This is a genomic window from Malikia spinosa (assembly GCF_002980625.1).
Lineage (GTDB): Bacteria > Pseudomonadota > Gammaproteobacteria > Burkholderiales > Burkholderiaceae_C > Malikia > Malikia spinosa.
Genome location: NZ_PVLR01000007.1, coordinates 63,166 through 83,367 on the forward strand (window position 1 = coordinate 63,166; position 20,202 = coordinate 83,367).

Consider the following 20,202-nt stretch of genomic DNA (forward strand, 5'->3'; position numbering starts at 1 on the left):
ATTCACAGGGAGATCGACAAATGACGGAAAGCCTCAAGACCATACAGAACGCGATTGCCAAGGAGGGCCTGGACTGGCAGGCCGCTGCTACCAGCGTGTCGCAGCTGAGCGCCGAACAGCAAAAGGACATGCTGGGTCTGCGCGTCGACAAGGCCGAGCTCGATGCGACCGAAAAGGCGATCAAGGCCGCCTCCGCGCTCAGCGCGCTGCAGACCGAGGCCGGCTTCCCGCTCGCGATCGACTGGCGCAACAACGGTGGCAACTGGACCACGCCGATCAAGAACCAGGGCGGCTGCGGCTCCTGCGTTGCGCATGGCACGCTGGCGACGATCGAGGCGCGCGCCAGCATCGTCTGCAAGAACCCCAATCTCGACCTTGACCTGTCCGAGTCGCACCTGTTCTTCTGCGGCTGCGGCAATTGCTGCGGCAACGGCTGGAACTTCGCCCCCGCGCTCGAGTTCTGCAAGAACACCGGCGTTGCCAAGGAAGCCGATTTTCCCTATGTCGACAGCAACCAGCCCTGCAAGCCGGGCGTCGTGCCGATGTTCAAGATCGACGGCTGGAGCCAGGTGCTCGCGCTGGCCGACCGCAAGAACCTGCTGGCCGCGCGTGGCCCGATGGTCGCCGGCATGGCGGTCTACCAGGACTTCTTCAGCTACTCGGGCGGCGTCTACAAGCATGTCAGCGGCAGCCTGGCGGGCTACCACGCGATCTCGGTGGTCGGCTACAACGAGGCCGGCAAGTACTGGATCTGCAAGAACAGCTGGGGCACCAACTGGGGCGAGCTCGGCCCCGACGGCCAGCGCGGCTGGTTCCGCATCGCCTATGGCGACAGCGGCCTCGACACCCAGTTCGCCTTCTACGACGTGCAGCTCAACCAATGCCCGGTGCCAGTGGAGGACCCCTGCCTCAAGCACCGGCTTTATCTGAGCAGCGTGCTGCGCGCCGCCCAGACCAACCGCGCTCTGCGCGCCTGCCTGCTGTTCCATGTCTGCCGGGTCGGGCGCCTGCCCCTGTGCTCGCGCACCGTGATGGCCGTGGTCAGCCGGGTTCAGTCCGTGCTCAAGGTCTGTCCGCAGTTCCGGGCCGCGTTCTGCCGTGCCCTGCAGGCGACCTGAGGCTTCGTGTCTTCGAGGCATGGGCCAGGGGCGGCATGGTCCGCCCCACACCGTAACACCAGGAGGACAATATGAGTGGATGTGGATGTAAATGCGGGCCGCAACAGGCGGCCCAGCAGCAGTTCGGGTCGGATGCGGCCGGCGATGCGTTCGAGCCGGACTTCGGCCTGCCCGAGGCTGGTGGTCAGTCGGCCGTTGAGCTGTTCGTGGCGCTGACCGAGGCCGGCGCCGAGGCGTCCGCTGCCAGCGAGGCCGATCAGGAGCTGGCCGAGGTCGCGCTCGAGGACGAGCAAGCGGCGCAGCAGGAACTCGACGAGGTGCTGGCCGAGGCAGAGTCTGAGGGCGGCGAGGCAGTCGAGCCCGGCCTTGACGAGCTGCTCGCGTTGCTCAAGAACCGGCCGGGCCTCAAGCTCACGCTGTCGTACTGAGCCGGGTCGCGCGCGGGGCCGGCGCTATCATCGGCGCCGGTCCCGCCGCGCGGCGGTCTTTTTTCGATATCTTCATCGTTGCAGCAAGGTCGCAGGCATGGCCAAGACATATACCCGGGAGCACCCCAGCATCAGTGTCAAGGCGGGCGACCAGTTCGTGGTCGAGCTGGCGGCCAATCCGACCACGGGCTACCAGTGGCAGCCCGCTTTCGATCCGGCCGCGCTCAAGCTGCTCGGGCGCGATTTCAGCCTGGCCGGCGCAGCCATGAACGCGGCAGTGGGCGGCGGCGGTGCTGAACGCTTTCGTTTCGAGTCGCTCGCCGTCGGGGTGAGCCAGCTTTCGTTCGCCTATCAGCGCAGCTGGGAGCCCGGCGTGCGGGATCAGGCGCAGTTCGAGATCCAGGCGGCTGGATGAGCTGACCCTGCCCACCAGCCATCCTCAACCGCTCTCAACCGCCGTGGGTCGCCCGTCAGCTGTCGGATTGGCTGCCGGTCGGCCGGCCTCGGGCCCGCTCAGTCGAGCTTGAGCTTGCGGCTGTTGACCAGCTGCTTGTAGATCTCGAACTCGGCCTTGATCTGCTCGGCGAACTGTTCGGGTGTGTTGGCGACGATCAGCGAGCCGGTGCCCTCGATGCGCTTGCGCACTGCCGGGTCCTCGAGCGACTTGCGCACGCCGGCATTGACCTTGTCGACCACCTCCTTCGGCAGTCCCTTGGGGCCGATGATGCCGAAGAAGGCCATGCGGTTGACCGGTTCCAGACCGACTTCCTTGAAGGTTGGCACATTGGGCAGCTGCTCGAGGCGCTTGGGCGCCGCGACCGCGATCGGAATCAGCTTGCCGGCTTGGATGAAGGGCAGCGCCGAGGGCAGGTTGTCGAAGATCATCTCGACCTGGCCCGCCACCGCGTCGTTGAGCGCCGGGCCCGAGCCGCGGTAGGGAATATGGGTGATGAAGGTCTGGGTCTGGTCCTTGAACAGCTCCATCTGCAGGTGCAGGATGGTGCCGGTGCCCGACGAGGCATGCGAGTACTTGCCCGGCGCCTTCTTGACGGCGGCGATGAACTCCTTGTAGTTCCTGGCCGGGAAGCTTGGGTGCACCGCCAGCACATTGGGCGTGGCGGCGATGTTGACGATGGGCGTGAAGTCGTTGACCGGGTGATACGGGATCTTGGAGTTGATCGCCGGGTTGGCGGCCATGCTCGAGACCGTCGCCACGCCCAGGCTGTAGCCGTCCGGAGTCGCGCGGGCGGTCTCGGCCGCGCCGATGCTGCCGCCGCCGCCGGCCTTGTTCTCGACGATCACGTTCTGGCCCAGCGCCTTGCCGAGCGGCTCGGCGATGATGCGCGCGACCACGTCGGTGGTGCCGCCGGGCGCAAACGGCACCTGCAGCTTGATGACCTTGCTCGGGTAGCTCTGGGCCAGCGCCAGCGAGCAGGCGCCCAGGGCGCAGGCCAGGGTCAATACTTGACGACGTTTCATCTCAATACCTCAATTGACTGATGGGGGAAGGCCGGCAGGATTCTCTCAGACCGGGCTAACGCAAAAAGCATACCCGACCCGGAGCCACCCGGGCCGGACCCAGCATGCACCGGGTCTTGACCTGGGTCAATCCCTGGTCACCCGCAGCAGCTCCTCGCGGCTGGTGACGCCGGTCTGCACCAGGCGCTCGCCGTCGTCGCGCATCAGCACCATGCCGCCGGCCAGCGCGTGGGCGCGGATCTCGCTCTCGGCGGCCTGGCGGTGGATCAGGGCTCGGATCGCGTCGTCGGCGACCAGCAGTTCGTAGATGCCGGTGCGGCCCTGGTAGCCGGTCTGGCCGCAATGTACGCAGCCCTCGCCCTGGCAATGGATGCAGCGCTTGCGCACCAGGCGCTGGGCCAGCACCCCGAGCAGCGAGGAGGCGAGCAGGAAGGGCTCGACCCCCATGTCGGTCAGTCGCGTGACCGCGCTGGCCGCGTCGTTGGTGTGCAGCGTGGCCAGCACCAGGTGGCCGGTCAGCGAGGCCTGGATCGCGATCTGCGCGGTCTCGAAGTCGCGGATCTCGCCGATCATGATCACGTCCGGGTCCTGGCGCAGGATGGCGCGCAGCGCCTTGGCGAAGCTCAGGTCGATCTTGGCGTTGACCTGGGTCTGGCCGACGCCGGGCAGCTCGTACTCGATCGGGTCCTCGACCGTCATGATGTTGAGCTGGGACGCATCGAGCCGCTGCAGCGCCGCGTAGAGCGTGGTGGTCTTGCCCGAGCCGGTCGGGCCCGTGACCAGGATGATGCCGTGCGGCTGGCCGATCAGGTGTTCGAGGCGCTCCAGGGTCTGGCCCTGCATGCCGACCGCTTCCAGGTTGAGCTTGGACTCGGACTTGTCGAGCAGGCGCAGCACGGCGCGCTCGCCATGCGCGCTCGGCAGGGTCGAGACCCGGACATCGATCGCGCGCGTGCCCAGGCGCAGGCTGATGCGGCCGTCCTGCGGCAGCCGCTTCTCGGCGATGTCGAGCTCGGCCATGATCTTGAGGCGGCTGATCAGCGCCGCGTGCAGCGCGCGGTTCGGCTGCACCACCTCGCGCAGCGTGCCGTCGACGCGGAAGCGCACGCTCGAATGGCGCTCGTAGGGCTCGATGTGGATGTCGCTGGCGCCGTCGCGTGCGGCCTGGGTCAGCAGCGCGTTGAGCATGCGGATGATCGGCGCGTCGCCGGCGGTCTCGAGCAGGTCCTCGATCGCGGGCAGGTCCTGCATCATGCGGCTGAGGTCGGCGTCGCTCTCGACTTCGCTGACCACATCGGCAGCGCTGGCGTCGCCCCGGTTGGCGTAGGCGGCGCTGATGCGCTGCACCAGTGCGGCCTCGTCCTCGGTCTGCAGCCGGCTCGGGCCGTGGCGGCGCAGCACCTCGCCCAGGGCGCTGGCCAGCGCCAGCCGGTTGTCGGCGCTGGGCGGCGGCGCCCACAGCGTGCTGCCGTCGCTGTCTTGCTGCAGCAGCAGCCGGTGTTCGCGCGCCCAGGCGTAGGGCAGGGGGTAGGTCGTGCTCATGCGCGGGCCTTGTTCATTGCGCGGCCGGGGCGTTCGGCGCGGTGGTCCCGAGCGGCAGCCTTGGCTGGCTCAGGTCGAGCGGTGCCAGCTGCGCCGACTGGTTGATGCCGAGCACGCTGTTGGCCTGGGGCTGCTGCTGGATCTGGTTGCCGCGCATCAGCTCATAGCGGTCCATGGTCAGCGACTCGGTCTGGCGTCCGTCGCGCAGCACGACCGGACGCAGGAAGACCATCAGGTTGGTCTTCTTGCGCTGGCGCTGCTCGCTCTTGAACAGGTTGCCGAACATCGGCAGGTCGCCGAGTCCGGGCACCTTGTCCTGCTTGCCCGAGTAGTCGTCCTGCAGCAGGCCGCCGAGCACGACGATGCTGCCGTCCTCGACCAGCACGCTCGATTCGATCGAGCGCTTGTTCGTGATCAGGCCGGCGGTCGAGGTGTCGGAGATGCTGCTGACCTCCTGGAACACCGTCATCTTGACGGTGCCGTTCTCGCTGACCTGGGGTCGCACGCGCAGGGTCAGGCCGACGTCCTTGCGCTCGATGGTCTGGAACGGGTTGACCGAGCCGTTGGCGCTGTTGTTGTTGGTGTACTGGCCGGTCACGAACGGCACGTTTTGGCCGATCACGATCTTGGCTTCCTCGTTGTCCAGCGTCAGCAGGTTCGGCGTCGACAGCACGTTGCCGTCACCGGTGCTTTGCAGGAAGTTGGCCAGCGCGCCGAGGTAATGCTGGCCGTTGAAGCTCGGCGCCAGCGCCAGGTTGAGGCCGCCGCCGAGCGAGTTGACGGCGGTGCCGAGCGCGGTGCCGCCGGCCGCCAGGCCGGCGGTCAGGCCCAGGATGTTGGCGCCTGCGGTGCTCGAGTTGTTGCCGATCAGGCCGAGCGAGCCGTTCTTGCCCAGCACGCCCTGCCACTGGACGCCGAATTCGGCCGCCTTGTCAGCGTTGACCTCGGCGATCAGGCTTTCGACATAGACCTGGGCCCGGCGCGTGTCGAGCTGGTCGATCACGCTGCGCAGCTGGCGGTATTGCGGTTCGGGGGCGCTGATGATCAGGGCATTGGTGGCCGGGTCGGCCTGGATCTGGCCGCCGACCGAGGGCTGGGCCGGTCCGGACAGCGGGGCGCTGGCGCCTGTTGCGCCGGCGTTCGCGCTGGCCTGCCGCACCGCGCCGGCATTGCCGGTGGCGCCAGCCGTCGCGCCCGCGCTGCCAGGCGTGGCGCTGTCAGCGGCCAGCGCCGCGCGCAGCGTGATCGCGAGCTGGCTCGCGTCGGCGTTCTTCAGGTAGACCACATGGATGTTGCCCTGGCTGCCGGCCGCATTCGGGCGATCGAGCTTGTCGACCAGCGCCCGCACCAGCGCGACCCGGGCCGGATTGGCCGCGCGCAGCACCAGCGTATTGCTGCGCGGCTCGGGCAGGATCACGGTCTTGAAGCTGCTGTCGGCGCCCTGGCCGGCAGCACCCGGGCTGGCAGCGCCGCCCTCGAGCAGCTTTTGCATCAGCGGTGCCAGGTCGTTGGCCAGCGCGTGCTTGAGCGGGATCACCTCGACATCGCTGGCGGTCGCGGTATCGAGCGCGGCCACGATGCGACCGATCCGGCGCAGGTTGTCGGCGTAGTCGGTGATCACGAGTGCATTGCTGCCGGGCGTGACGTTGATGGTGTTGTTCGGGCTGATCAGCGGGCGCAGCACCGTGACCAGGTTGTTGGCGTTCTCGTGGTTGAGGCGGAAGATCTGGGTCACGATCTGGCCGCCAGCGGCCGTGCCGTTGGCCGTCACTACCGTGGGCGCCTGCAGCTTGGCTTCGGCCTCGGGCATGATCTTGTACAGGCCCTGGGACTCGACCAGCGCAAAGCCCTGCAGCCGCAAGGCGGCGGTGAACTGCTCGAAGGCCGCTGCCGGGCTGACCGGCCGGTCGGTCGACAGGTTCATCTGGCCCTTGACGCGCGGGTCGACCACCAGGTTGCGGCCGGTCAGCGTGGCCATGGTGCGCGCCACCGATTCGATCTCGGCGTTGGCGAAGTTGAGCGTGATCGGCTCGCCGGGGCGCAGCGTCGGGCTGCCGGTCTGGCTCCAGGCGACTGGCAGGGCGCTGACGGCCAGGCTCAGTGCGATGGCCTGGGCCAGGATGCCGCGGGTGGCGGTGTTAAACGGGTTCTTCATGACTTCATCCCAGGCTGATATGGGCGCGCGCGCCATCGCGCCGCCCCAGTATGTTCAAGAGGTTGGACAGCGCGCGCTCGCTGCCCGTGGCGGCTTCGGCCTGACCGCGAAAACGCAGTCGGCCGCCAGTCCAGCGTCCTTCGCCGCTGAGCTTGAGCTCGCCGCGCAGGGTGTCTAGCTGCAGCTGCGGGCTGCCGCCGGCATCGGGCTCGAAACGCATCCGGTAGCTGCCCAATGGCTTGAGGGTGGACAGGCTCGACCCCATGTCGAGCGCCTGCAGCTCGAACGGGCCGGTCAGGCGCGCTCTGCCCTGGGCCCATTCGATGCCGCTGCCCTCGGTCTGCAATTGCAGGCTGCCCTGCAACTGGATCGTGTTCCAGGGCGCGCCCAGGCCTGTGAGCCAGCTCGCCGGCCAGAGGCTTTGCTGGCGGCCCAGTTCCAGCCGGGCCGAACCCGCGCGCCAGGCCAGCAGCAGGTCCATGCCCTGCGGCGCGCAGCAGGGCGCCGACAGCTTGAGCTTGAGTGCCGGCCCGCCGGCCCAGGCCGGCGCCAGTTGCCAGCCCATGCCCTGGGGCAGGGCGGCGGACGAGCGGCTGCCCGCACCGCCCGTCAGCACCCATTCGGCCCGGCCTTGCCAGACCGTGCCGCGCGCGTTGAGCAGCCGGACCTGATCGTTGCTGACTTCGCGCACCAGCAGCGCCAGCGCGCGCGCCGGCGCGAAGGCGATCGCGCCCGCCGTCAGGCCGAGTGCTGCCGCGAACAGGAACAGGCCGCTGCCGCGTCGGGTCCTGGCCTTGGCGCCCGGATGGAATCGCTTCATGTGCCGGCCCCGTTCGGGTCGCCCAGCACCAGCGTGCCCTGCCAGCGCCATGCGCCGGCCGCGCCGCTGCGCTCGAGCTGGACCCGGGTCGGGCGCAGGTGGGCGTTGACGCGGGTTTCCTGCAGCCATTGCGCCAGCGCGGTCGGCGTGGCGTCACGCAGCGTGACCGTGACCTGCTCGCCCGCGGGGCTGAGCTGGGCCTGGTCCTTCAGCAGGCGCTGGGTCGTCGACTCGAGCGTGCGCAGCCGCTCGGACCAACCCGGTGGCCGGGCGCTCTCGGACTGCTGCAGGGTCTTGGCTTCGGTCGCCATTGCGCGCATCTGGTGCAGCTGTGGCAGCAGCGCGGCCTGCTTGGCGGGTGCTGCTTGCAGGACGCGCCAGGCCGGTGCGATCGCCAGGCTCCAGATCAGCGCCGCCAGCAGCAACCAGGCTGCCGCTTGCAGGACCAGCCGTTCGCGCGGTGCGCGCGTCGCCAGCCAGGCCTGCCAGCGGGTGTTCAAGCTCGTGCTCATTTTCTCTCCCATTCCAGGCGCCAGTCGTTGCCGTTGGGCTCGACGCGCCAGCCGCGCGCCTGCAGCGCGCCTTGCAGCGACTGCTCGGCAGCAGCGTCCAGCCTGACGCCGATCAGCTTGGCCTGGCCGGAGCCGAATTCGATCTTCTGCCAGCTGACCGGCTGGCCGCTGGCGCCCAGGGCGGCGAGCAAGCTCTCGAAGTCGCCGCCGCCGAGTTCGCCCTGCTGCTGGCGCAGGCGCTCGAGCTCGGCTTGCATCTGGCGTGGCGCGTCCAGCACCAGCTTGACCTGCGGAAAGGTCTGCGTCAGCAGGGTCTGCAATTCGGCTTTCTGCGCCCGCTCGGCGGCTTGCTCCTGCCAGGCCAGCAGGTTGAGCCCGAGCAGCTGCAGGCCCAGCAGCGCGCCCAGGCTCCAGCGCACCGGGCGCCAGGCCGGGTCGCGCGCCAGCGTGCGCCAGGCCCGCGGCAGCCACTGGCCCCGGCGCTGGCTGGCCGACAGCTTCAGGTCGAACTGGGCCAGGTTCCAGCCCTGGCGCAGCGATTGCAGCCAGCGTTCGGGCGCGGTCGCCACGCTCCACTGGAGTTCGGGCCAGGCCTGTTCGGCCAGCGCGAGGTGGGCGGCGTCGGCGCTGGCTGCCGGGCGGCTGGCTTCGTCAGCCGGCGCGCGCGGCGCCAGCCACAGCCTGAGGGTCGCCGGGATGGCGGGCTCGGCCCGGTTCGGCTCGGTCTGCGACTGGTCAGCCAGCGGCAGCACCAGCACGCCGTCCGGCCCGGTCGCGATGCCCCAGGAACGGTCGCCCTCGCCCTGGAGCCAGAGCTGCTCCTGGGGCTGCGGGCAGGCGGCGGGCAGGATGCGTCCGACCGGACGTCCGGCCTGTTCGAGCGCCTGCAGCTGCGCATGCAGCCTGGCCTTGTGGCAGACGGCGACCCAGCCGCTGGCGGCCGATCCGGGCTTGAGGCCGGGCTCGAGCGCGAAATGCAGCAGCGCGGGGTCGTCGAGCAGATGTTCCTCGAGCAGGCCTTCGAGCGCGGAGCGCAGGCGCGCCGGTGCGATCTTGGGCCAGGTGACGCGGTGCCAGGACAGCTGGTCCGGCGGGATCACGAGCACGCATTCCGCCTCCTGCGGCAGCTCGGCGAGCGGTGACAGGCCCTGGCGGGTCAGCTTCAGTCCATCGGGTGATTGGGCCCAGCGCCAGGCTGTCCCGGGCTCGGAGCCGGTCGAGGCGTTTTCAACAGGGGTCAGCAGCAGCACATCGGATTCCGGGGAGGGGATGGAGGGAGGGGGTCACAGCGCAAGGCCAGCAGCGGATCATTCTAGAACCGGTATTTGACGCTGCAGGCCGCCATGGGCGCGCCAGAGCACCCGGACCTGGATGCCGTTGCGCAACACCAGGGCGTCCTGCTCCAGCGTCGCGCCGTCGATCTGCAGCAGCCCGCGCACGCGGAAATAACGGCTCGAGACGGCATGGCGCTGGGGCTTGAGCTGGGCCGCGACTTCCGGCAGCCGTTCGCCGAGTTCGGCGATGGTGGCGAAATGCTGGCGTTCGCGCTGGGCGACCAGCGCCTGGGCCTGGCCCAGGTCGAGTCCGGCCAGGCTGGCATGCAGGGCCAGCGCGCTGGCCGTGTTGAGGTTGAGCGGGGTCGGCTCGGGCAGCCAGCTGGCGTAGGGCGCCAGCCGCTCGAGCGTCTGGCGCGACAGGCCGAACCAGACCAGTTGCTCGAGGCGCTGCGGTCGCAGCAGCCGCTGCGCGGCCGTCGCCGGATCGGTGTCGTAGGCGGCCAGCAGGCCTTGCATCAGCTGTTGCAGTTCGGTCGAGGGCAGGCCCAGCGCGGCGAACAGTCGCATGAAGGACTGGCGTTCGACCGCCGCGAGCCCGACCTGCTCGCCCGTGATCTCGATCAGGTTGCGGAAATTGAGCTTGCCCTGTGCGTCGCTGATGCCGCCCGAGAGCCGGGCATCGAGCGCGCCCTCGTCGATCTGGGCGCTTTCGGCCCCGGTCAGGAAGCTCGAGAGCCGGGTCTCCTGTAGCGGGATGGCCCAGGGTTCGGCCAGATGGTCCACGCTGCTGGCGCGCGCGTCCTCGCGCAGGATCAGCCGCGACCAGTCGAGGGCACCGGTCAGCAGCCAGAGCGATTGCGCGCGCTCGCGCGCCGTCTGCTCGAGCTGCAGGCTGCGCCACTGCTGCCAGTAGGCGGCTGCGCTGATCGAGGCCACCAGGGCCACGGTCAGCATGGCCAGCAGCAGCGCGGCGCCGCGTTGGCGGGTGCGCAAGTTCGATTTCACTGACCTTCCCCCCCGAGGCTGGGGCGGACCCAGTCGCGCACCAGCTGGCCGCCGGGATTGCCGCCCGCCGGCAGGGTCAGCAGCAGGCGCACGCCGTCGGGCAGCACCTGGGTGGCCGGAGTCTGCGCCAGATCGGCCGAACCCTCGGCCGATTGCGGGTTGCTCCAGGCGCCGCCGCGGTGATAGAACAGCTGCCAGGCCGTGACCGGCGTCAGCAGCACCTGCTGCAAGCGGTCCTGCGCGCTCGGGTTGCGGCCCCATTGCGCGGCTTGCTGCCAAGCCTGTTCGAGTTCGCTGGTGCGGCGCAGCGGCGCCGAGGTCCAGCGCGCCCAGCGCAGCGCGCCCGATTCCGGATCGGTCTGCAAGCTCCAGCCGACCACGCGCAGCCCGCTGTCCGGGCCCCGGTCCGGGTCGCTGCGCGTGAGGCGCAACACGCGGCCGTCGAAGTCCAGCGCCGGCACCTGCTCGGTCGCGAGCGCGGCATCGAGGTCGGCATCCCATTGCGCCAGCGCGGTCTGCCAGTTGCTCCAGCGGTTGAGCTGCTCTTGCGTGATCGACTGCGCGCGCGTCATGCCGTCGAGCGTGCGCCAGCTCAGCAGCGCCAGCAACGACAGCAGCGCCAGTGCGACCAGCAGTTCGATCAGGGTCAGGCCGCGCATCGGCCCAGGTCGGGTCCCGGTCCGCATCAGTAGCGCCCCATGATCGTGCTCAGCTGCAGCAGGCGTGCGCCGCCAGCAGCCGGATCGGGGTTGTCGATCGCGGCCTCGACGCGCCGAAAGCTGGGATTCGGCGTCGGGTTGACGCGCAGCCTGATGGTCAGGGTCTGGCCGGCCTGCTCGCAGCTCGAGCTCGACTCGCCGACCGGCGGCAGCTGGCGCAGCAGGCGCAGCCGGGTCAGCTCGTTCTCGACGCAGAGCTGGGCCAGCCATTGCTGGGGCTGGCGCTCGGCGGCTCGGGTCAGCGCGCCGGTGGCCTGCAGGCCGGCGCTGAGCGCGACCGCCACGATCGCCAGCGCCACCAGGATTTCAACCAGCGTGAAGCCGCGCTGGTGCTTGAGGGTGTTGCGCATCGCGGTCAGGGCGATCCGGGGTCGGCGGCCTGCACGCTGAAGGGCAGGAAGCCGTCGCTGACCAGGCGCAGGCTGCGTCCGTCCAGGCTCAGCAGCAGGGTTTGGGCCGGAATCAGCGGCTCGGGCCCGAGCCGCAGCGTCGCGGCCCCTACGGGCCGTTCGATCCGGGCCTGCACCCCTGGGGCCAGCCAGTCACGCGCGGCCAGTGCCTCTTCGCCGCTGGCGGGCCGGTTGGCACCGGTGAACTCGAAGCCGCGCGCGGTCGGGCGCCACTCCAGCGCTGCGGCGCTGGCGCGCGCATGAGAGCGCGCCGATTCGAGCAGCGCGGCCAGGCGCTGGGCGTCGCGCTCGAGCGGCTTGGCCTCGGGCAGCGACAGGGTCACGCCTGCCGTGGCCAGGCCGATGATGGCCAGCACCACCAGCAACTCGAGCAGCGTGAAGCCACGCTGGCGCCTGGGCATCGCGCTTTACTGCCAGCTGCCGATGTCGGCATCGCGGCCTTCGCCGCCAGCCTGGCCATCGGCACCCAGCGACAGCACGTCGACCTGACCATGCAGGCCTGGGCTTAGGTACTGGTAGGCATTGCCCCAGGGGTCGGCCGGCAGCTTGTCGAGGTAGGGCCGCCAGTTGCCCGGCACCGGTGCCGCGCCGGGCTTGGCCACCAGCGCCTGCAGGCCCTGCTCGCTGCTCGGGAAGCGCTGGTTGTCGAGCTTGTAGAGCTTGAGCGCCTGCATCAGGTTGTTGACGTCGGTCTTGGCCGCCGTCACGCGCGAGTCGTCGGCGCGGTCGAGCACGTTGGGCACGATCAGCGCGGCCAGCACGCCGATGATGACCAGCACCACCATCAGCTCGATCAGGGTGAAGCCGCGCGAGCGCGCGCCAGGAGCCGGGTGACGGCGTAATGAGGAATTGATAGGACTGGGCAAGGGATATCTCCGTGGGGGGCGCGCATGGCGCGGACCGACCCGTCAAATGAAAGCAATGACCGGGCCCTATGATAAGGGCCCATCATGACACCAGAGTTCAGCACAACATGACATCGCTCCGTTCCCTGCATCCCGCCATACCCGCCTCGGCGGCACCGCGCTGGCTGGCTGCCGGCCTCTGGCTGCTGGCGGGCCTGTCGGCCAGTTACTGGGGCTTGCGCATCTGGGGCGATGCCGAGCTGGTCAGCGTGCCGGCGCCGGCGGCCGAGTCGGTCGCCGCCGACCCGCAGGCGGTCGCGCACGGCCTCGGTGCCGTCAGCGTCGTCGCGTCCCAGGCCGAGGGCGAGCCGATCGAGGCCAGCCGCCATGTGCTGCTCGGGGTGGTGCGCGACGGCGCTGGCCGCGGCGCGGCGCTGATCGCCAGCGACGGCAAGCCGGCCAAGCCCTACCGGATCGGTGCCGAGTTGCCCGGCGGCCTGGTGCTGCGCGAGCTCACGCCACGCGAGGCGCTGCTGGGCCCGGCCGAGGGCGAAGCCACGCAGCGCCTGAGCCTGCCGGCCAAGCGCTGATATCCGCCAGTTCGGGCTCAGTCCTGCAGGAACAGGCGGTAGATCGGGTTCTGTGTTTCCTCGACATGCGGGTAGCCGAGCTGGGCGATGAAATCCTCGAAGGCCTGGCCGTCGGCCTGCGGCACCTGCAGCCCGACCAGGATGCGGCCGTAGTCGGCGCCCTGGTTGCGGTAGTGGAACAGGCTGATGTTCCAGTTCGGCCGCATCAGGCTCAGGAACTTGAGCAGCGCACCCGGGCGCTCGGGGAAGGTGAAGCGCAGCAGCCGCTCGTCCTGCGCCAGCGGCGAATGGCCGCCGACCATGTGGCGGATATGCTCCTGCGCCAGGTCGTCATGGGTCAGGTCCAGGGTCGAGAAGCCCTGCTGGCCGAAGCTGGCCGCGATCTCGGCGCTCTCGCCCTTGGCCGAAGTGGTCAGCCCCAGGAACACATGCGCGACCTTGGCGTCGCTGATGCGGTAGTTGAATTCGGTTACGCTGCGCGGGCCGCCTGGCAGATGCTCGATCGTCTCGAGGAAGCGGCGGAAGCTGCCGCGCTCCTCGGGGATGGTGACGGCAAACAGCGCCTCGCGCTCCTCGCCGACCTCGGCCCGCTCGGCGACGAAGCGCAGACGGTCGAAGTTCATGTTGGCGCCGCACAGGATGGCGGCGTAGGTCTCGCCCTCGGTCTGGTGCTCGGCGACATATTTCTTGATCGCGGCCACGGCCAGCGCGCCGGCCGGCTCGACGATCGAGCGGGTGTCGACGAAGACATCCTTGATCGCGGCACAGACCTCGTCGGTGTCGACCGTGACATAGCCGTCGACCAGCTGCTGCGCGATCCGGAAGGTTTCCTCGCCGACCAGCTTGACCGCGGTGCCGTCCGAGAACAGCCCGACCTCGGGCAAGGTGACGCGATGCCCGGCCGCGACCGACTGCATCATCGCGCAGGAGTCGTTCATCTGCACGCCGATCACCTTGATCTCGGGCCGCAGCGCCTTGATGTAGTTGGCAACGCCCGCGATCAGACCGCCGCCGCCGATCGCGACGAAGACCGCGTCGAGCCGGTCCGAGCCCAGGCCCTGCAGCTGGCGCAGGATCTCCATCGCGATCGTGCCCTGGCCGGCGATCACGTACGGGTCGTCGAAGGGGTGGACGAAGGTCAGGCCCTGCTCCTGCTGCAGCTTGACCGAATGGTCGTAGGCGTCGGAATAGCTCTCGCCGGCCAGCACCACTTCGCCGCCGAGCGCCTTGACCGCATCGATCTTGAGCTGGGGCGTGGTGGTCGGCATCACGATCACGGCCCGGGTGCCGAGCTTGCGCCCGCTCAGGGCGACGCCCTGGGCATGGTTGCCGGCCGAGGCGCAGATCACGCCCTTGGCCAGCTGCTCGCGCGTCAGGTGCGCCATCTTGTTGTAGGCGCCGCGCAGCTTGAAGCTGAACACCGGCTGCTGGTCCTCGCGCTTGAGCAGGATCTGGTTGCGCAGGCGTCGGCTCAGGTTGCGGGCCGGCTCGAGCGCGGTCTCGACCGCGACGTCATAGACGCGCGCGGTCAGGATCTTCTTGAGGTAGTCGGCGGGGGTCAGGGCAGGGGTTGTCTGGGGCATGGTGCGGGGCATTAAGCGGGCTGGGCAGGCGGATCTGGCAAGGGCGACGCAAGGTCGGGCGGCAGGCAGCGCCAGCCCTCCATCATAAATCCGACCTCGTCAGGGACGGATTCGTCCAGATCCCGGCTCCTGGTGCCCGAGTCGAGGGCGGGCCGGCTCGGCGGCGACGTCTGCCTGCAGCAGGGCAGCCAGCGGTTCGGGCTGGTGCCAGTGGTAGCCCTGGCCGAAATCGACCGCATAGTCGCGCAGCAGCGCCTCGACCGTGGCGTCCTCGATGCCCTCGGCGATCGTGAGCTTGCCCGTGACCTTGGCCACATTGCAGATCGCCTGCACGGCGACCTGGTCGTAGGCGTCATGCGCGAGCTCGCGTATGAACTGGCTGTCGATCTTGAGGTAGTCCACCGGCAGGTTCTTGAGGTAGCCGAACGACGACATGCCGCTGCCAAAGTCGTCCAGCGCCACCTTGACGCCCAGTCCCTGCAGGGTCTTGATCAGGGTCCGCGAGGCATCGATGTCAGCGATCGCGGCGGTCTCGGTGATCTCGAACACCAGCTTGCCCGCAGGCAGGTGGCGCCGTTCGAGCTCGTTGATCAGGAAGCGGTGGAAGGCCTTGTCGCCGACCGACTGCCCGGACAGGTTGATCGCCAGTTCCGCCACATGATCGAGGGCGCTGCGGTGCTGCTCCAGCCAGTCCAGCGTGGCGCCGATCACCCAGCAGTCGACGCGGCTGCTCATGCCGAAGCGCTCGGCCGCCTGCAGCAGTTTCTGCGGCCCGATCAGTTGCTCGCCCTCCTGCAGCCGCAACAGCACCTCGCCCTTGATGCCGCGTGCCAGCTGGTCTTCGCGCAGCGGCACGATGCGCTGCCAGTAGAGGCGCAGCTGGTCCTGATCGAGCGCGCTGTCCAGCCTCTGCATCCAGTGCATCTGGTCGCGGTAGGCCTCGATGTCGCAGTCGCTCTCTCGGTACAGATGAACCCGGTTGCTGCCCATGGCCTTGGCCACATAGCGTGCCGAGTCCGCCGCTTGCAGCACGGCGCCCGCACTGGTCCAGCGCCCGTTGAGCATGACTAGGCCGACGCTGGCACCGATGCGAAAGCGTTGCCCGGAAAACACGAAGCGATAGCCGTCGAGCCGCGCGCAGAGCTGTTCGGCAACGCGCAGCGCCTGCTGCTGCGAGTGCTCGTGCAGGATCACGCCGAACTCGTCGCCACCCAGGCGGGCCAGGGTATCGTCCGGGTTCAGGCTCTGGCTGAGCAGCTGGCCCACCTCGCGCAGCAGTTGGTCACCGGCATGGTGGCCGCAGGCGTCGTTGACCATCTTGAAGCGGTCGAGGTCGATGAACAGCACGCCGTCCTCGGCCTGTTGCGGCCGCAGCGAGACCAGTCTCAGACCCAGCCGGCGTTTGAATTCATCGCGGTTGCTCAGGCCGGTCATGGCATCGTGCGTGGCGCGGTGGCTCATCTCGGCGTGCAGGGTGCCGAGCTCGTCGTTGCGTTGATGCGCGAGCCGGAGCTGGCGCAGGGTCATGAAGGCGAAGCCCAGCACCAGCAGGGCCAGCATGGACGAGGAGGCCGTGGTGGTCCTGAGCTGCTCGCGGATGACATGCAGGTGCTCGGTGGTTCGGTGGTTCTGTGCGACCGAGCTGCCCAGCACCAGCTGCCTGACCTTGCCGAGCTGCCCCGCCAGCAGCGGTTCCATCCGTGCCAGTTTGTTGGCATCGAAGGGCAGGGGGTCATCGCCCAGGTAGGGGTCCAGCGCTGCCAGGATGCGCCCCAGACTGGCGACGACCGGCGCCAATTCGGTCTGCTTCCTGAGCTGTTCGCCCGCGTCGCCCTGCTGCAGCAGTTCGAAGCGGCTGGCGAGGATCTGGTAGCGCAGCGCGAGCTCGGCCATGTCGTCGTTGCGCCGACCCTCGCGCAGGGTGTTCTTGAGCTGGTTGAGCAGCTTCAGGTATTCCAGCTCGAACTGGTGATAGTTCCAGGATATGTCGGATCGGTTGATGGCCAGCGAGCGCTCGACAGCCTGCCATTGCTGCAACTGGAGCCAGCCCACTCCGCCGACCAGCAGCGTCATTGCCAGCACGATCGTCAGCAGCGCGCGCGAGCGACCAGCGGCTGGCGATCTCATTCGATCGTGATCCTCTTGATCTGCCAGATCGAGCGTCCGTAATAAAGCTGGTTGTGCAGTTCGGGATGGGCGTCGAAGGGGTAGATCAGAAACAGCGGCCCCTTGTCACGCACGCTGAGCGCCTTGCCGTTGAGCTGCCAGGCCAGCACGGGCTGGTAGCGCTGCAGGTCGGACAGGGGGATGTCGACCGAGTAGTCGTTGAGTGCCGTGATGTGCAGCGACTTGCCTGTCGGCTTGAGCGGTTCGAGCAAGTCCCACAGTCTGGGCCCGCTGAAGGTCATGGTGCCATCGTGCCAGGGCGTGTGGGTCGTCACGGTCTGCTGGGGCCGCGCCCTGATCGCGGCGCTATCGAGCTGGATGAGCCGAGCGCCATCGGGTGTGCGGATGGCGCCATCGATTTGCAGCGTGAAATGCGCCGCAGCCACGCTGGCGGTTCTGGTAGTTCCGCCTGTTGTCCTGGACTGGGCGCTGGCATGATGGCCGCAGAGCGCGTTCACGAGCAACAGCCCTGCGGCTGTCAGGCAATGTGAAAGCGCTGAACGGGTCAATCTACGGCCGACAAGGTTCATTCTGCATTAAGCTTTTATTCCGCTTGATGATAACCTTTTGCCGGGGCAAAAAAAAGCCCGGATCAGAGATCCGGGCTAGAACCACCCATAGAGGGCAGAGGAGACAATCATCAGCGGAGCCTGAGCTCCGGGCGATGCAGCAGAATCAAAAGCGATATCTGTTGCATACAATGGTGTCAGTATAAACCCTAGGTTTTTTCCCTGCAAGCGTTTTTTGCAGAAAAGCCGAATTTTCTGGAGATATCCCCCGATGGAATGCACCGTGACCTGGACCGGCGGCGCCGGCACCCGCTCGAACATGGGCTTTGTGGCCGAGACCGGCAGCGGCCATGTGCTGATGATGGACGGTGCGCCCGATGCGGCCAAGCCCGAGAACGGGGGTGCCAACCTGGCGCCGCGTCCGATGGAGACGCTGCTGGCCGGCACCGGCGGCTGCACCGCCTACGACGTGGTGCTGATCCTCAAGCGCGGGCGCCACGATGTGCGCGGCTGCAGCGTCAAGCTCAGCAGCGAGCGCGCCGAAACCGAGCCCAAGGTCTTCACCAAGATCCACATGCAGTTCACCGTCACCGGCAAGGGCATTCCGGCCGCGGCGGTCGAGCGCGCGATCGAGATGAGCCACCACAAGTACTGTTCGGCCAGCATCATGCTGGCCAAGACGGCCGAGATCACGACCGGCTTCGAGCTGATCGAGGTCGACTGATCCTGCTGCCGGCCTGGTCCGGCCGGCCGGGCTTCAGACCCGGTGCGCGATCGTCGTCATGACCTTGGCCGAGCCCAGCATCAGCCGCTTGACCGGGGTCGGCAGGTCCATGCCGCCAGCGGCCTGGGCCTCGTCGGCGTGGCGTATCTCGTCGGCCTTCATCTGCCGCACCACCGCGCGCGAGGCATGGTCCTGCGCCGGCAGCAAGTCGAGGTGGCTGTCGAGATGGGCCTCGACCTGGCGTTCGGTCTCGATCACGAAGCCTAGGCTGACCTTTTTGCCGAGTCGCCCGGCCAGCAGGCCGATGCCGAAGGCGCCCGCGTACCAGAGCGGGTTCAGCAGCGAAGGGCGTGATCCGAGCTCGTCGAGCCGCTGCTTGCACCAGGCCAGATGGTCGGTTTCCTCCTGGCCGGCGGCTTCCAGGTGGCGCGCCAGCTGTTCACGTTCCTGCGCGCTGCCAGGGCCGAGGCGTGCCGCCAGCGCCTGCGAGGTGTAGAGCGCCTGGGCGCAGATCTCGCCCACATGGTTGACGCGCATCAGCGCGCCCGACAGCGCCTGGTCGCTGGCGGACAGTTCGCCCGGAACGGCCTCCAGCGTGGTCGCAACGGGGGTGGGGCGGCTGGCGCGGTGCGGTGCGAACAGGGTGCGCAACGCGCTGTCGGCGGCGATCAGGCTGGCTTCGACCAAGGTGCTCATGACTACTCCGATGCTGGATACAGGCCCGATTATCGCAGCCGTCCGGCGCTCAGCCGGCGTGCTGCGGCGGCACCAGGTGGCGGTAGGCATGCCAGCTCGCATGGCCCAGTACCGGCGCGATGACCAGCAGTCCCAGGAACCAGGGCAGCATGGCCAACAGCACCAGCAGCGTGATCAGCGCCCCCCACAGCAGCATCACGCCCGGGTTCTGCGCGCAGGCGCGCATGCTGGTCAGGCCGGCCGATACCGCGTCGACCTGCCGGTCCAGGATCATGGGGACCGAGATCACGCTCGTGACGAAGATCAGCCCGGCGAAGATCGCACCGACCGCGCTGTAGCTCAGCAGGAAGCCGATGTTCTCCAGCCGCAGCAGATCGCCCAGCAGCTTCTGGTCCGAGGGCATGGTGTTGAAGGTCACGGCGAACACCACCAGCGAGGCCCGGCCCCAGAGCAGCTCGATGATCAGCAGCATGCCGGCGAAGATGGCCATCGGCCCCTTGCTGACCTTCCAGGCCGTCAGCGTGCTGCGCAACGAGGGGCCGTTCGCGTCCCCGCCGAGCTCGAGTGTGCGGCTGGCGTCATACAGGCCCAGGCAGAGGAAGGGTCCGAGCAGCAGGAAGCCGGCGCTGAGCGCGAGCATGTATTCGGGGGCAGTCTGGAACACCCACCACAGTGCCTGGCCCATCAGGAAAAAGCACAGGCCGTAGAACAAGCCGATCTTCGGGCAACGTGCAAAGTCGCGCCAGCCCAGCGCCAACCAGCGCAGCGGAGCGGCTGCGGCTGGCTGGGTCAGTTCGAGCTTGTCCATGGCTTGCCTCCTGATGCTGGGTTCAGTCGCGTACGTCGGCGATCACGCTCTGGCCGAAATCGGGCCGTTTCAGCCAGGCCAGCACCTGGGCCGCGGCCTGTTCCGGGCTGGCGAGCTGGCCCTGCTGGTGCAGGTCGACGAAGCGGGCCCGGTCCGGGAAGCGCTGCGGATCGGCCGTGCGCATCTGGACCTGCATGCCGGTGGCGATCACGCCCGGCGCCAGCGAAACCACCTTGGCGCCATGCGGCTGCTGCGCCTGCTCAAGCGCGACGCAGCGGCTGAAATGGTCGAGCCCGGCCTTGGCCGCGCAGTAGGGCGACTGCGCCGCCATGGCGCGCCGGCCCAGTCCCGACGAGATGTTGAGCAGCTTGCGCTCGCCCTGCCAGCCGGCATCGACCCAGGCCTGGGTCGCGCGCAGGAAGGCGCCCGACAGCAGCATCGGTGCCTCCAGCCCGACGCGCAGCGCCTGGGCCAGTTCGTCGGCCGGGCAATCCTGCAGCGGGACGATGGTCGGCAGCAGGCCGGCGTTGTTGATCAGGGTCGCGCTGCTGATCGACGGCGCATGCAGGCTGTGCAGCCAGCGCTCGAGCCGTTCGACCGCCTCGCCGGCATCGCCCAGGTCCTGTGCCCATTGCTCGAGGTGGACGCCGGCGGCGCGGGCCTCGTGCTCAAGCTCCGGGTTGACATGGCGCGACAGGCACAGCAGCACTCGGCCCGGCCCGAGCAGCTGGCGCGCCATGGCCAGCCCCATGCCGCGCGAGGCGCCGGTCAGGATCGTGAGGTCTTGAGTAGGCATCTGAGTCATGCCCGCAGGAT

Annotated in this window: 22 protein-coding genes; 5 read left to right on the top strand and 17 right to left on the bottom strand. The window is 68.8% G+C overall.

Translation table 11 applies throughout. The annotated features are described in order from the left end of the window. Positions 1-20 precede the first annotated feature (20 nt). From C6P61_RS02505 to C6P61_RS02515, 3 genes are all read left to right on the top strand, one after another. The gene (locus C6P61_RS02505; RefSeq protein ID WP_105728354.1) at positions 21-1,118 is read left to right on the top strand and encodes a C1 family peptidase; all 1,098 of its coding nucleotides are present in this window, start codon (positions 21-23) and stop codon (positions 1,116-1,118) included. Positions 1,119-1,189: 71 nt separating this feature from the next. After that, complete coding sequence (locus tag C6P61_RS02510) at positions 1,190-1,546, top strand: hypothetical protein (RefSeq protein WP_105728355.1); 357 nt, start codon at positions 1,190-1,192, stop codon at positions 1,544-1,546. Between the two features lie 97 nt (positions 1,547-1,643). Beyond that, complete coding sequence (locus tag C6P61_RS02515; RefSeq protein WP_105728356.1) at positions 1,644-1,961, top strand: protease inhibitor I42 family protein; 318 nt, start codon at positions 1,644-1,646, stop codon at positions 1,959-1,961. 98 nt (positions 1,962-2,059) lie between these two features. Here the strand turns inward: C6P61_RS02515 and C6P61_RS02520 are convergent, their stop codons facing one another. From C6P61_RS02520 to gspG, 11 genes are all read right to left on the bottom strand, one after another. Then, the gene (locus C6P61_RS02520) at positions 2,060-3,025 is read right to left on the bottom strand and encodes a tripartite tricarboxylate transporter substrate binding protein BugE (protein WP_105728357.1); all 966 of its coding nucleotides are present in this window, start codon (positions 3,023-3,025) and stop codon (positions 2,060-2,062) included. A gap of 126 nt (positions 3,026-3,151) precedes the next feature. Beyond that, positions 3,152-4,567 carry a GspE/PulE family protein gene (locus C6P61_RS02525; RefSeq protein ID WP_105728358.1) on the bottom strand — a complete coding sequence of 472 codons (1,416 nt, stop codon included), beginning with the start codon at positions 4,565-4,567 and terminating at the stop codon, positions 3,152-3,154. A 13-nt stretch (positions 4,568-4,580) separates the two neighbouring features. Next, positions 4,581-6,722: a type II secretion system secretin GspD gene (gspD, locus tag C6P61_RS02530; protein WP_105728480.1), complete on the bottom strand. Its 2,142-nt coding sequence runs from the start codon at positions 6,720-6,722 to the stop codon at positions 4,581-4,583. Between the two features lie 4 nt (positions 6,723-6,726). Next, positions 6,727-7,542 (bottom strand): type II secretion system protein N, encoded by an 816-nt coding sequence (gene gspN / locus C6P61_RS02535; protein ID WP_105728359.1) that lies wholly within the window; start codon positions 7,540-7,542, stop codon positions 6,727-6,729. Continuing rightward, positions 7,539-8,054, bottom strand: coding sequence for a type II secretion system protein GspM (gspM, locus tag C6P61_RS02540; RefSeq protein ID WP_170067309.1), 516 nt, complete (start codon positions 8,052-8,054; stop codon positions 7,539-7,541). Before gspM ends, gspN begins: the two co-directional genes overlap by 4 nt. Then, a complete protein-coding gene (gene gspL, locus C6P61_RS02545; protein ID WP_105728361.1) occupies positions 8,051-9,304 on the bottom strand; it encodes a type II secretion system protein GspL in 1,254 nt (417 codons plus the stop codon). Before gspL ends, gspM begins: the two co-directional genes overlap by 4 nt. A 57-nt stretch (positions 9,305-9,361) precedes the next feature. Then, positions 9,362-10,324, bottom strand: a complete 963-nt coding sequence (gene gspK, locus C6P61_RS02550; protein WP_244908740.1) for a type II secretion system minor pseudopilin GspK — start codon at positions 10,322-10,324, stop codon at positions 9,362-9,364. 8 nt (positions 10,325-10,332) lie between these two features. Next, a complete protein-coding gene (locus tag C6P61_RS02555) occupies positions 10,333-10,995 on the bottom strand; it encodes a prepilin-type N-terminal cleavage/methylation domain-containing protein (RefSeq protein WP_244908741.1) in 663 nt (220 codons plus the stop codon). Positions 10,996-11,021: 26 nt separating this feature from the next. Beyond that, positions 11,022-11,405, bottom strand: coding sequence for a type II secretion system minor pseudopilin GspI (gene gspI / locus C6P61_RS02560; RefSeq protein ID WP_105728363.1), 384 nt, complete (start codon positions 11,403-11,405; stop codon positions 11,022-11,024). 5 nt (positions 11,406-11,410) lie between these two features. Then, a complete protein-coding gene (locus C6P61_RS02565; RefSeq protein WP_105728364.1) occupies positions 11,411-11,866 on the bottom strand; it encodes a GspH/FimT family pseudopilin in 456 nt (151 codons plus the stop codon). A 6-nt stretch (positions 11,867-11,872) separates the two neighbouring features. Then, the gene (gspG, locus tag C6P61_RS02570; RefSeq protein WP_105728365.1) at positions 11,873-12,331 is read right to left on the bottom strand and encodes a type II secretion system major pseudopilin GspG; all 459 of its coding nucleotides are present in this window, start codon (positions 12,329-12,331) and stop codon (positions 11,873-11,875) included. A 107-nt stretch (positions 12,332-12,438) separates the two neighbouring features. Between gspG and C6P61_RS02575 the strand changes: the two genes are divergently transcribed. Beyond that, positions 12,439-12,900, top strand: coding sequence for a type II secretion system protein N (locus C6P61_RS02575; RefSeq protein WP_146114954.1), 462 nt, complete (start codon positions 12,439-12,441; stop codon positions 12,898-12,900). A 17-nt stretch (positions 12,901-12,917) separates the two neighbouring features. Here C6P61_RS02575 and ilvA read toward each other — a convergent pair whose 3' ends face one another. The 3 genes from ilvA to C6P61_RS02590 all read right to left on the bottom strand — a co-directional run bounded on the left by ilvA (position 12,918) and on the right by C6P61_RS02590 (position 17,035). After that, positions 12,918-14,483 carry a threonine ammonia-lyase, biosynthetic gene (gene ilvA, locus C6P61_RS02580; RefSeq protein WP_105728483.1) on the bottom strand — a complete coding sequence of 522 codons (1,566 nt, stop codon included), beginning with the start codon at positions 14,481-14,483 and terminating at the stop codon, positions 12,918-12,920. A gap of 99 nt (positions 14,484-14,582) precedes the next feature. Next, a complete protein-coding gene (locus tag C6P61_RS02585) occupies positions 14,583-16,610 on the bottom strand; it encodes a putative bifunctional diguanylate cyclase/phosphodiesterase (protein ID WP_105728366.1) in 2,028 nt (675 codons plus the stop codon). After that, positions 16,607-17,035 (bottom strand): putative pterin-binding protein, encoded by a 429-nt coding sequence (locus C6P61_RS02590; RefSeq protein WP_170067310.1) that lies wholly within the window; start codon positions 17,033-17,035, stop codon positions 16,607-16,609. Before C6P61_RS02590 ends, C6P61_RS02585 begins: the two co-directional genes overlap by 4 nt. A gap of 394 nt (positions 17,036-17,429) precedes the next feature. On the opposite strand from C6P61_RS02590, the gene C6P61_RS02595 reads away from it, so the two are divergent. Beyond that, complete coding sequence (locus tag C6P61_RS02595; protein WP_105728368.1) at positions 17,430-17,882, top strand: OsmC family protein; 453 nt, start codon at positions 17,430-17,432, stop codon at positions 17,880-17,882. Positions 17,883-17,915: 33 nt separating this feature from the next. Here the strand turns inward: C6P61_RS02595 and coq7 are convergent, their stop codons facing one another. The 3 genes from coq7 to C6P61_RS02610 are packed head-to-tail and all read right to left on the bottom strand — an operon-like array spanning position 17,916 to position 20,182. After that, positions 17,916-18,578 (bottom strand): 2-polyprenyl-3-methyl-6-methoxy-1,4-benzoquinone monooxygenase, encoded by a 663-nt coding sequence (gene coq7, locus C6P61_RS02600; protein ID WP_105728369.1) that lies wholly within the window; start codon positions 18,576-18,578, stop codon positions 17,916-17,918. A gap of 49 nt (positions 18,579-18,627) precedes the next feature. Further along, positions 18,628-19,386, bottom strand: coding sequence for a DUF2189 domain-containing protein (locus C6P61_RS02605; protein WP_105728370.1), 759 nt, complete (start codon positions 19,384-19,386; stop codon positions 18,628-18,630). 22 nt (positions 19,387-19,408) lie between these two features. Further along, positions 19,409-20,182 carry an SDR family NAD(P)-dependent oxidoreductase gene (locus C6P61_RS02610; protein WP_105728371.1) on the bottom strand — a complete coding sequence of 258 codons (774 nt, stop codon included), beginning with the start codon at positions 20,180-20,182 and terminating at the stop codon, positions 19,409-19,411. Positions 20,183-20,202: the final 20 nt, after the last annotated feature.

Coding starts and splice junctions, on each gene's coding strand:
- C6P61_RS02585 (WP_105728366.1), bottom strand. CDS start 16,610: ATGAGATCGCCAGCCGCTGGTCGCTCGCGCGCGCTGCTGACGATCGTG.
- coq7 (WP_105728369.1), bottom strand. CDS start 18,578: ATGAGCACCTTGGTCGAAGCCAGCCTGATCGCCGCCGACAGCGCGTTG.
- C6P61_RS02505 (WP_105728354.1), top strand. CDS start 21: ATGACGGAAAGCCTCAAGACCATACAGAACGCGATTGCCAAGGAGGGC.
- C6P61_RS02595 (WP_105728368.1), top strand. CDS start 17,430: ATGGAATGCACCGTGACCTGGACCGGCGGCGCCGGCACCCGCTCGAAC.
- C6P61_RS02575 (WP_146114954.1), top strand. CDS start 12,439: ATGACATCGCTCCGTTCCCTGCATCCCGCCATACCCGCCTCGGCGGCA.
- C6P61_RS02525 (WP_105728358.1), bottom strand. CDS start 4,567: ATGAGCACGACCTACCCCCTGCCCTACGCCTGGGCGCGCGAACACCGG.
- C6P61_RS02510 (WP_105728355.1), top strand. CDS start 1,190: ATGAGTGGATGTGGATGTAAATGCGGGCCGCAACAGGCGGCCCAGCAG.
- C6P61_RS02515 (WP_105728356.1), top strand. CDS start 1,644: ATGGCCAAGACATATACCCGGGAGCACCCCAGCATCAGTGTCAAGGCG.
- ilvA (WP_105728483.1), bottom strand. CDS start 14,483: ATGCCCCAGACAACCCCTGCCCTGACCCCCGCCGACTACCTCAAGAAG.
- C6P61_RS02555 (WP_244908741.1), bottom strand. CDS start 10,995: ATGCGCGGCCTGACCCTGATCGAACTGCTGGTCGCACTGGCGCTGCTG.
- C6P61_RS02610 (WP_105728371.1), bottom strand. CDS start 20,182: ATGCCTACTCAAGACCTCACGATCCTGACCGGCGCCTCGCGCGGCATG.
- gspM (WP_170067309.1), bottom strand. CDS start 8,054: ATGAGCACGAGCTTGAACACCCGCTGGCAGGCCTGGCTGGCGACGCGC.
- C6P61_RS02565 (WP_105728364.1), bottom strand. CDS start 11,866: ATGCCCAGGCGCCAGCGTGGCTTCACGCTGCTCGAGTTGCTGGTGGTG.
- C6P61_RS02520 (WP_105728357.1), bottom strand. CDS start 3,025: ATGAAACGTCGTCAAGTATTGACCCTGGCCTGCGCCCTGGGCGCCTGC.
- C6P61_RS02605 (WP_105728370.1), bottom strand. CDS start 19,386: ATGGACAAGCTCGAACTGACCCAGCCAGCCGCAGCCGCTCCGCTGCGC.
- gspD (WP_105728480.1), bottom strand. CDS start 6,722: ATGAAGAACCCGTTTAACACCGCCACCCGCGGCATCCTGGCCCAGGCC.
- gspN (WP_105728359.1), bottom strand. CDS start 7,542: ATGAAGCGATTCCATCCGGGCGCCAAGGCCAGGACCCGACGCGGCAGC.
- gspI (WP_105728363.1), bottom strand. CDS start 11,405: ATGCGCAACACCCTCAAGCACCAGCGCGGCTTCACGCTGGTTGAAATC.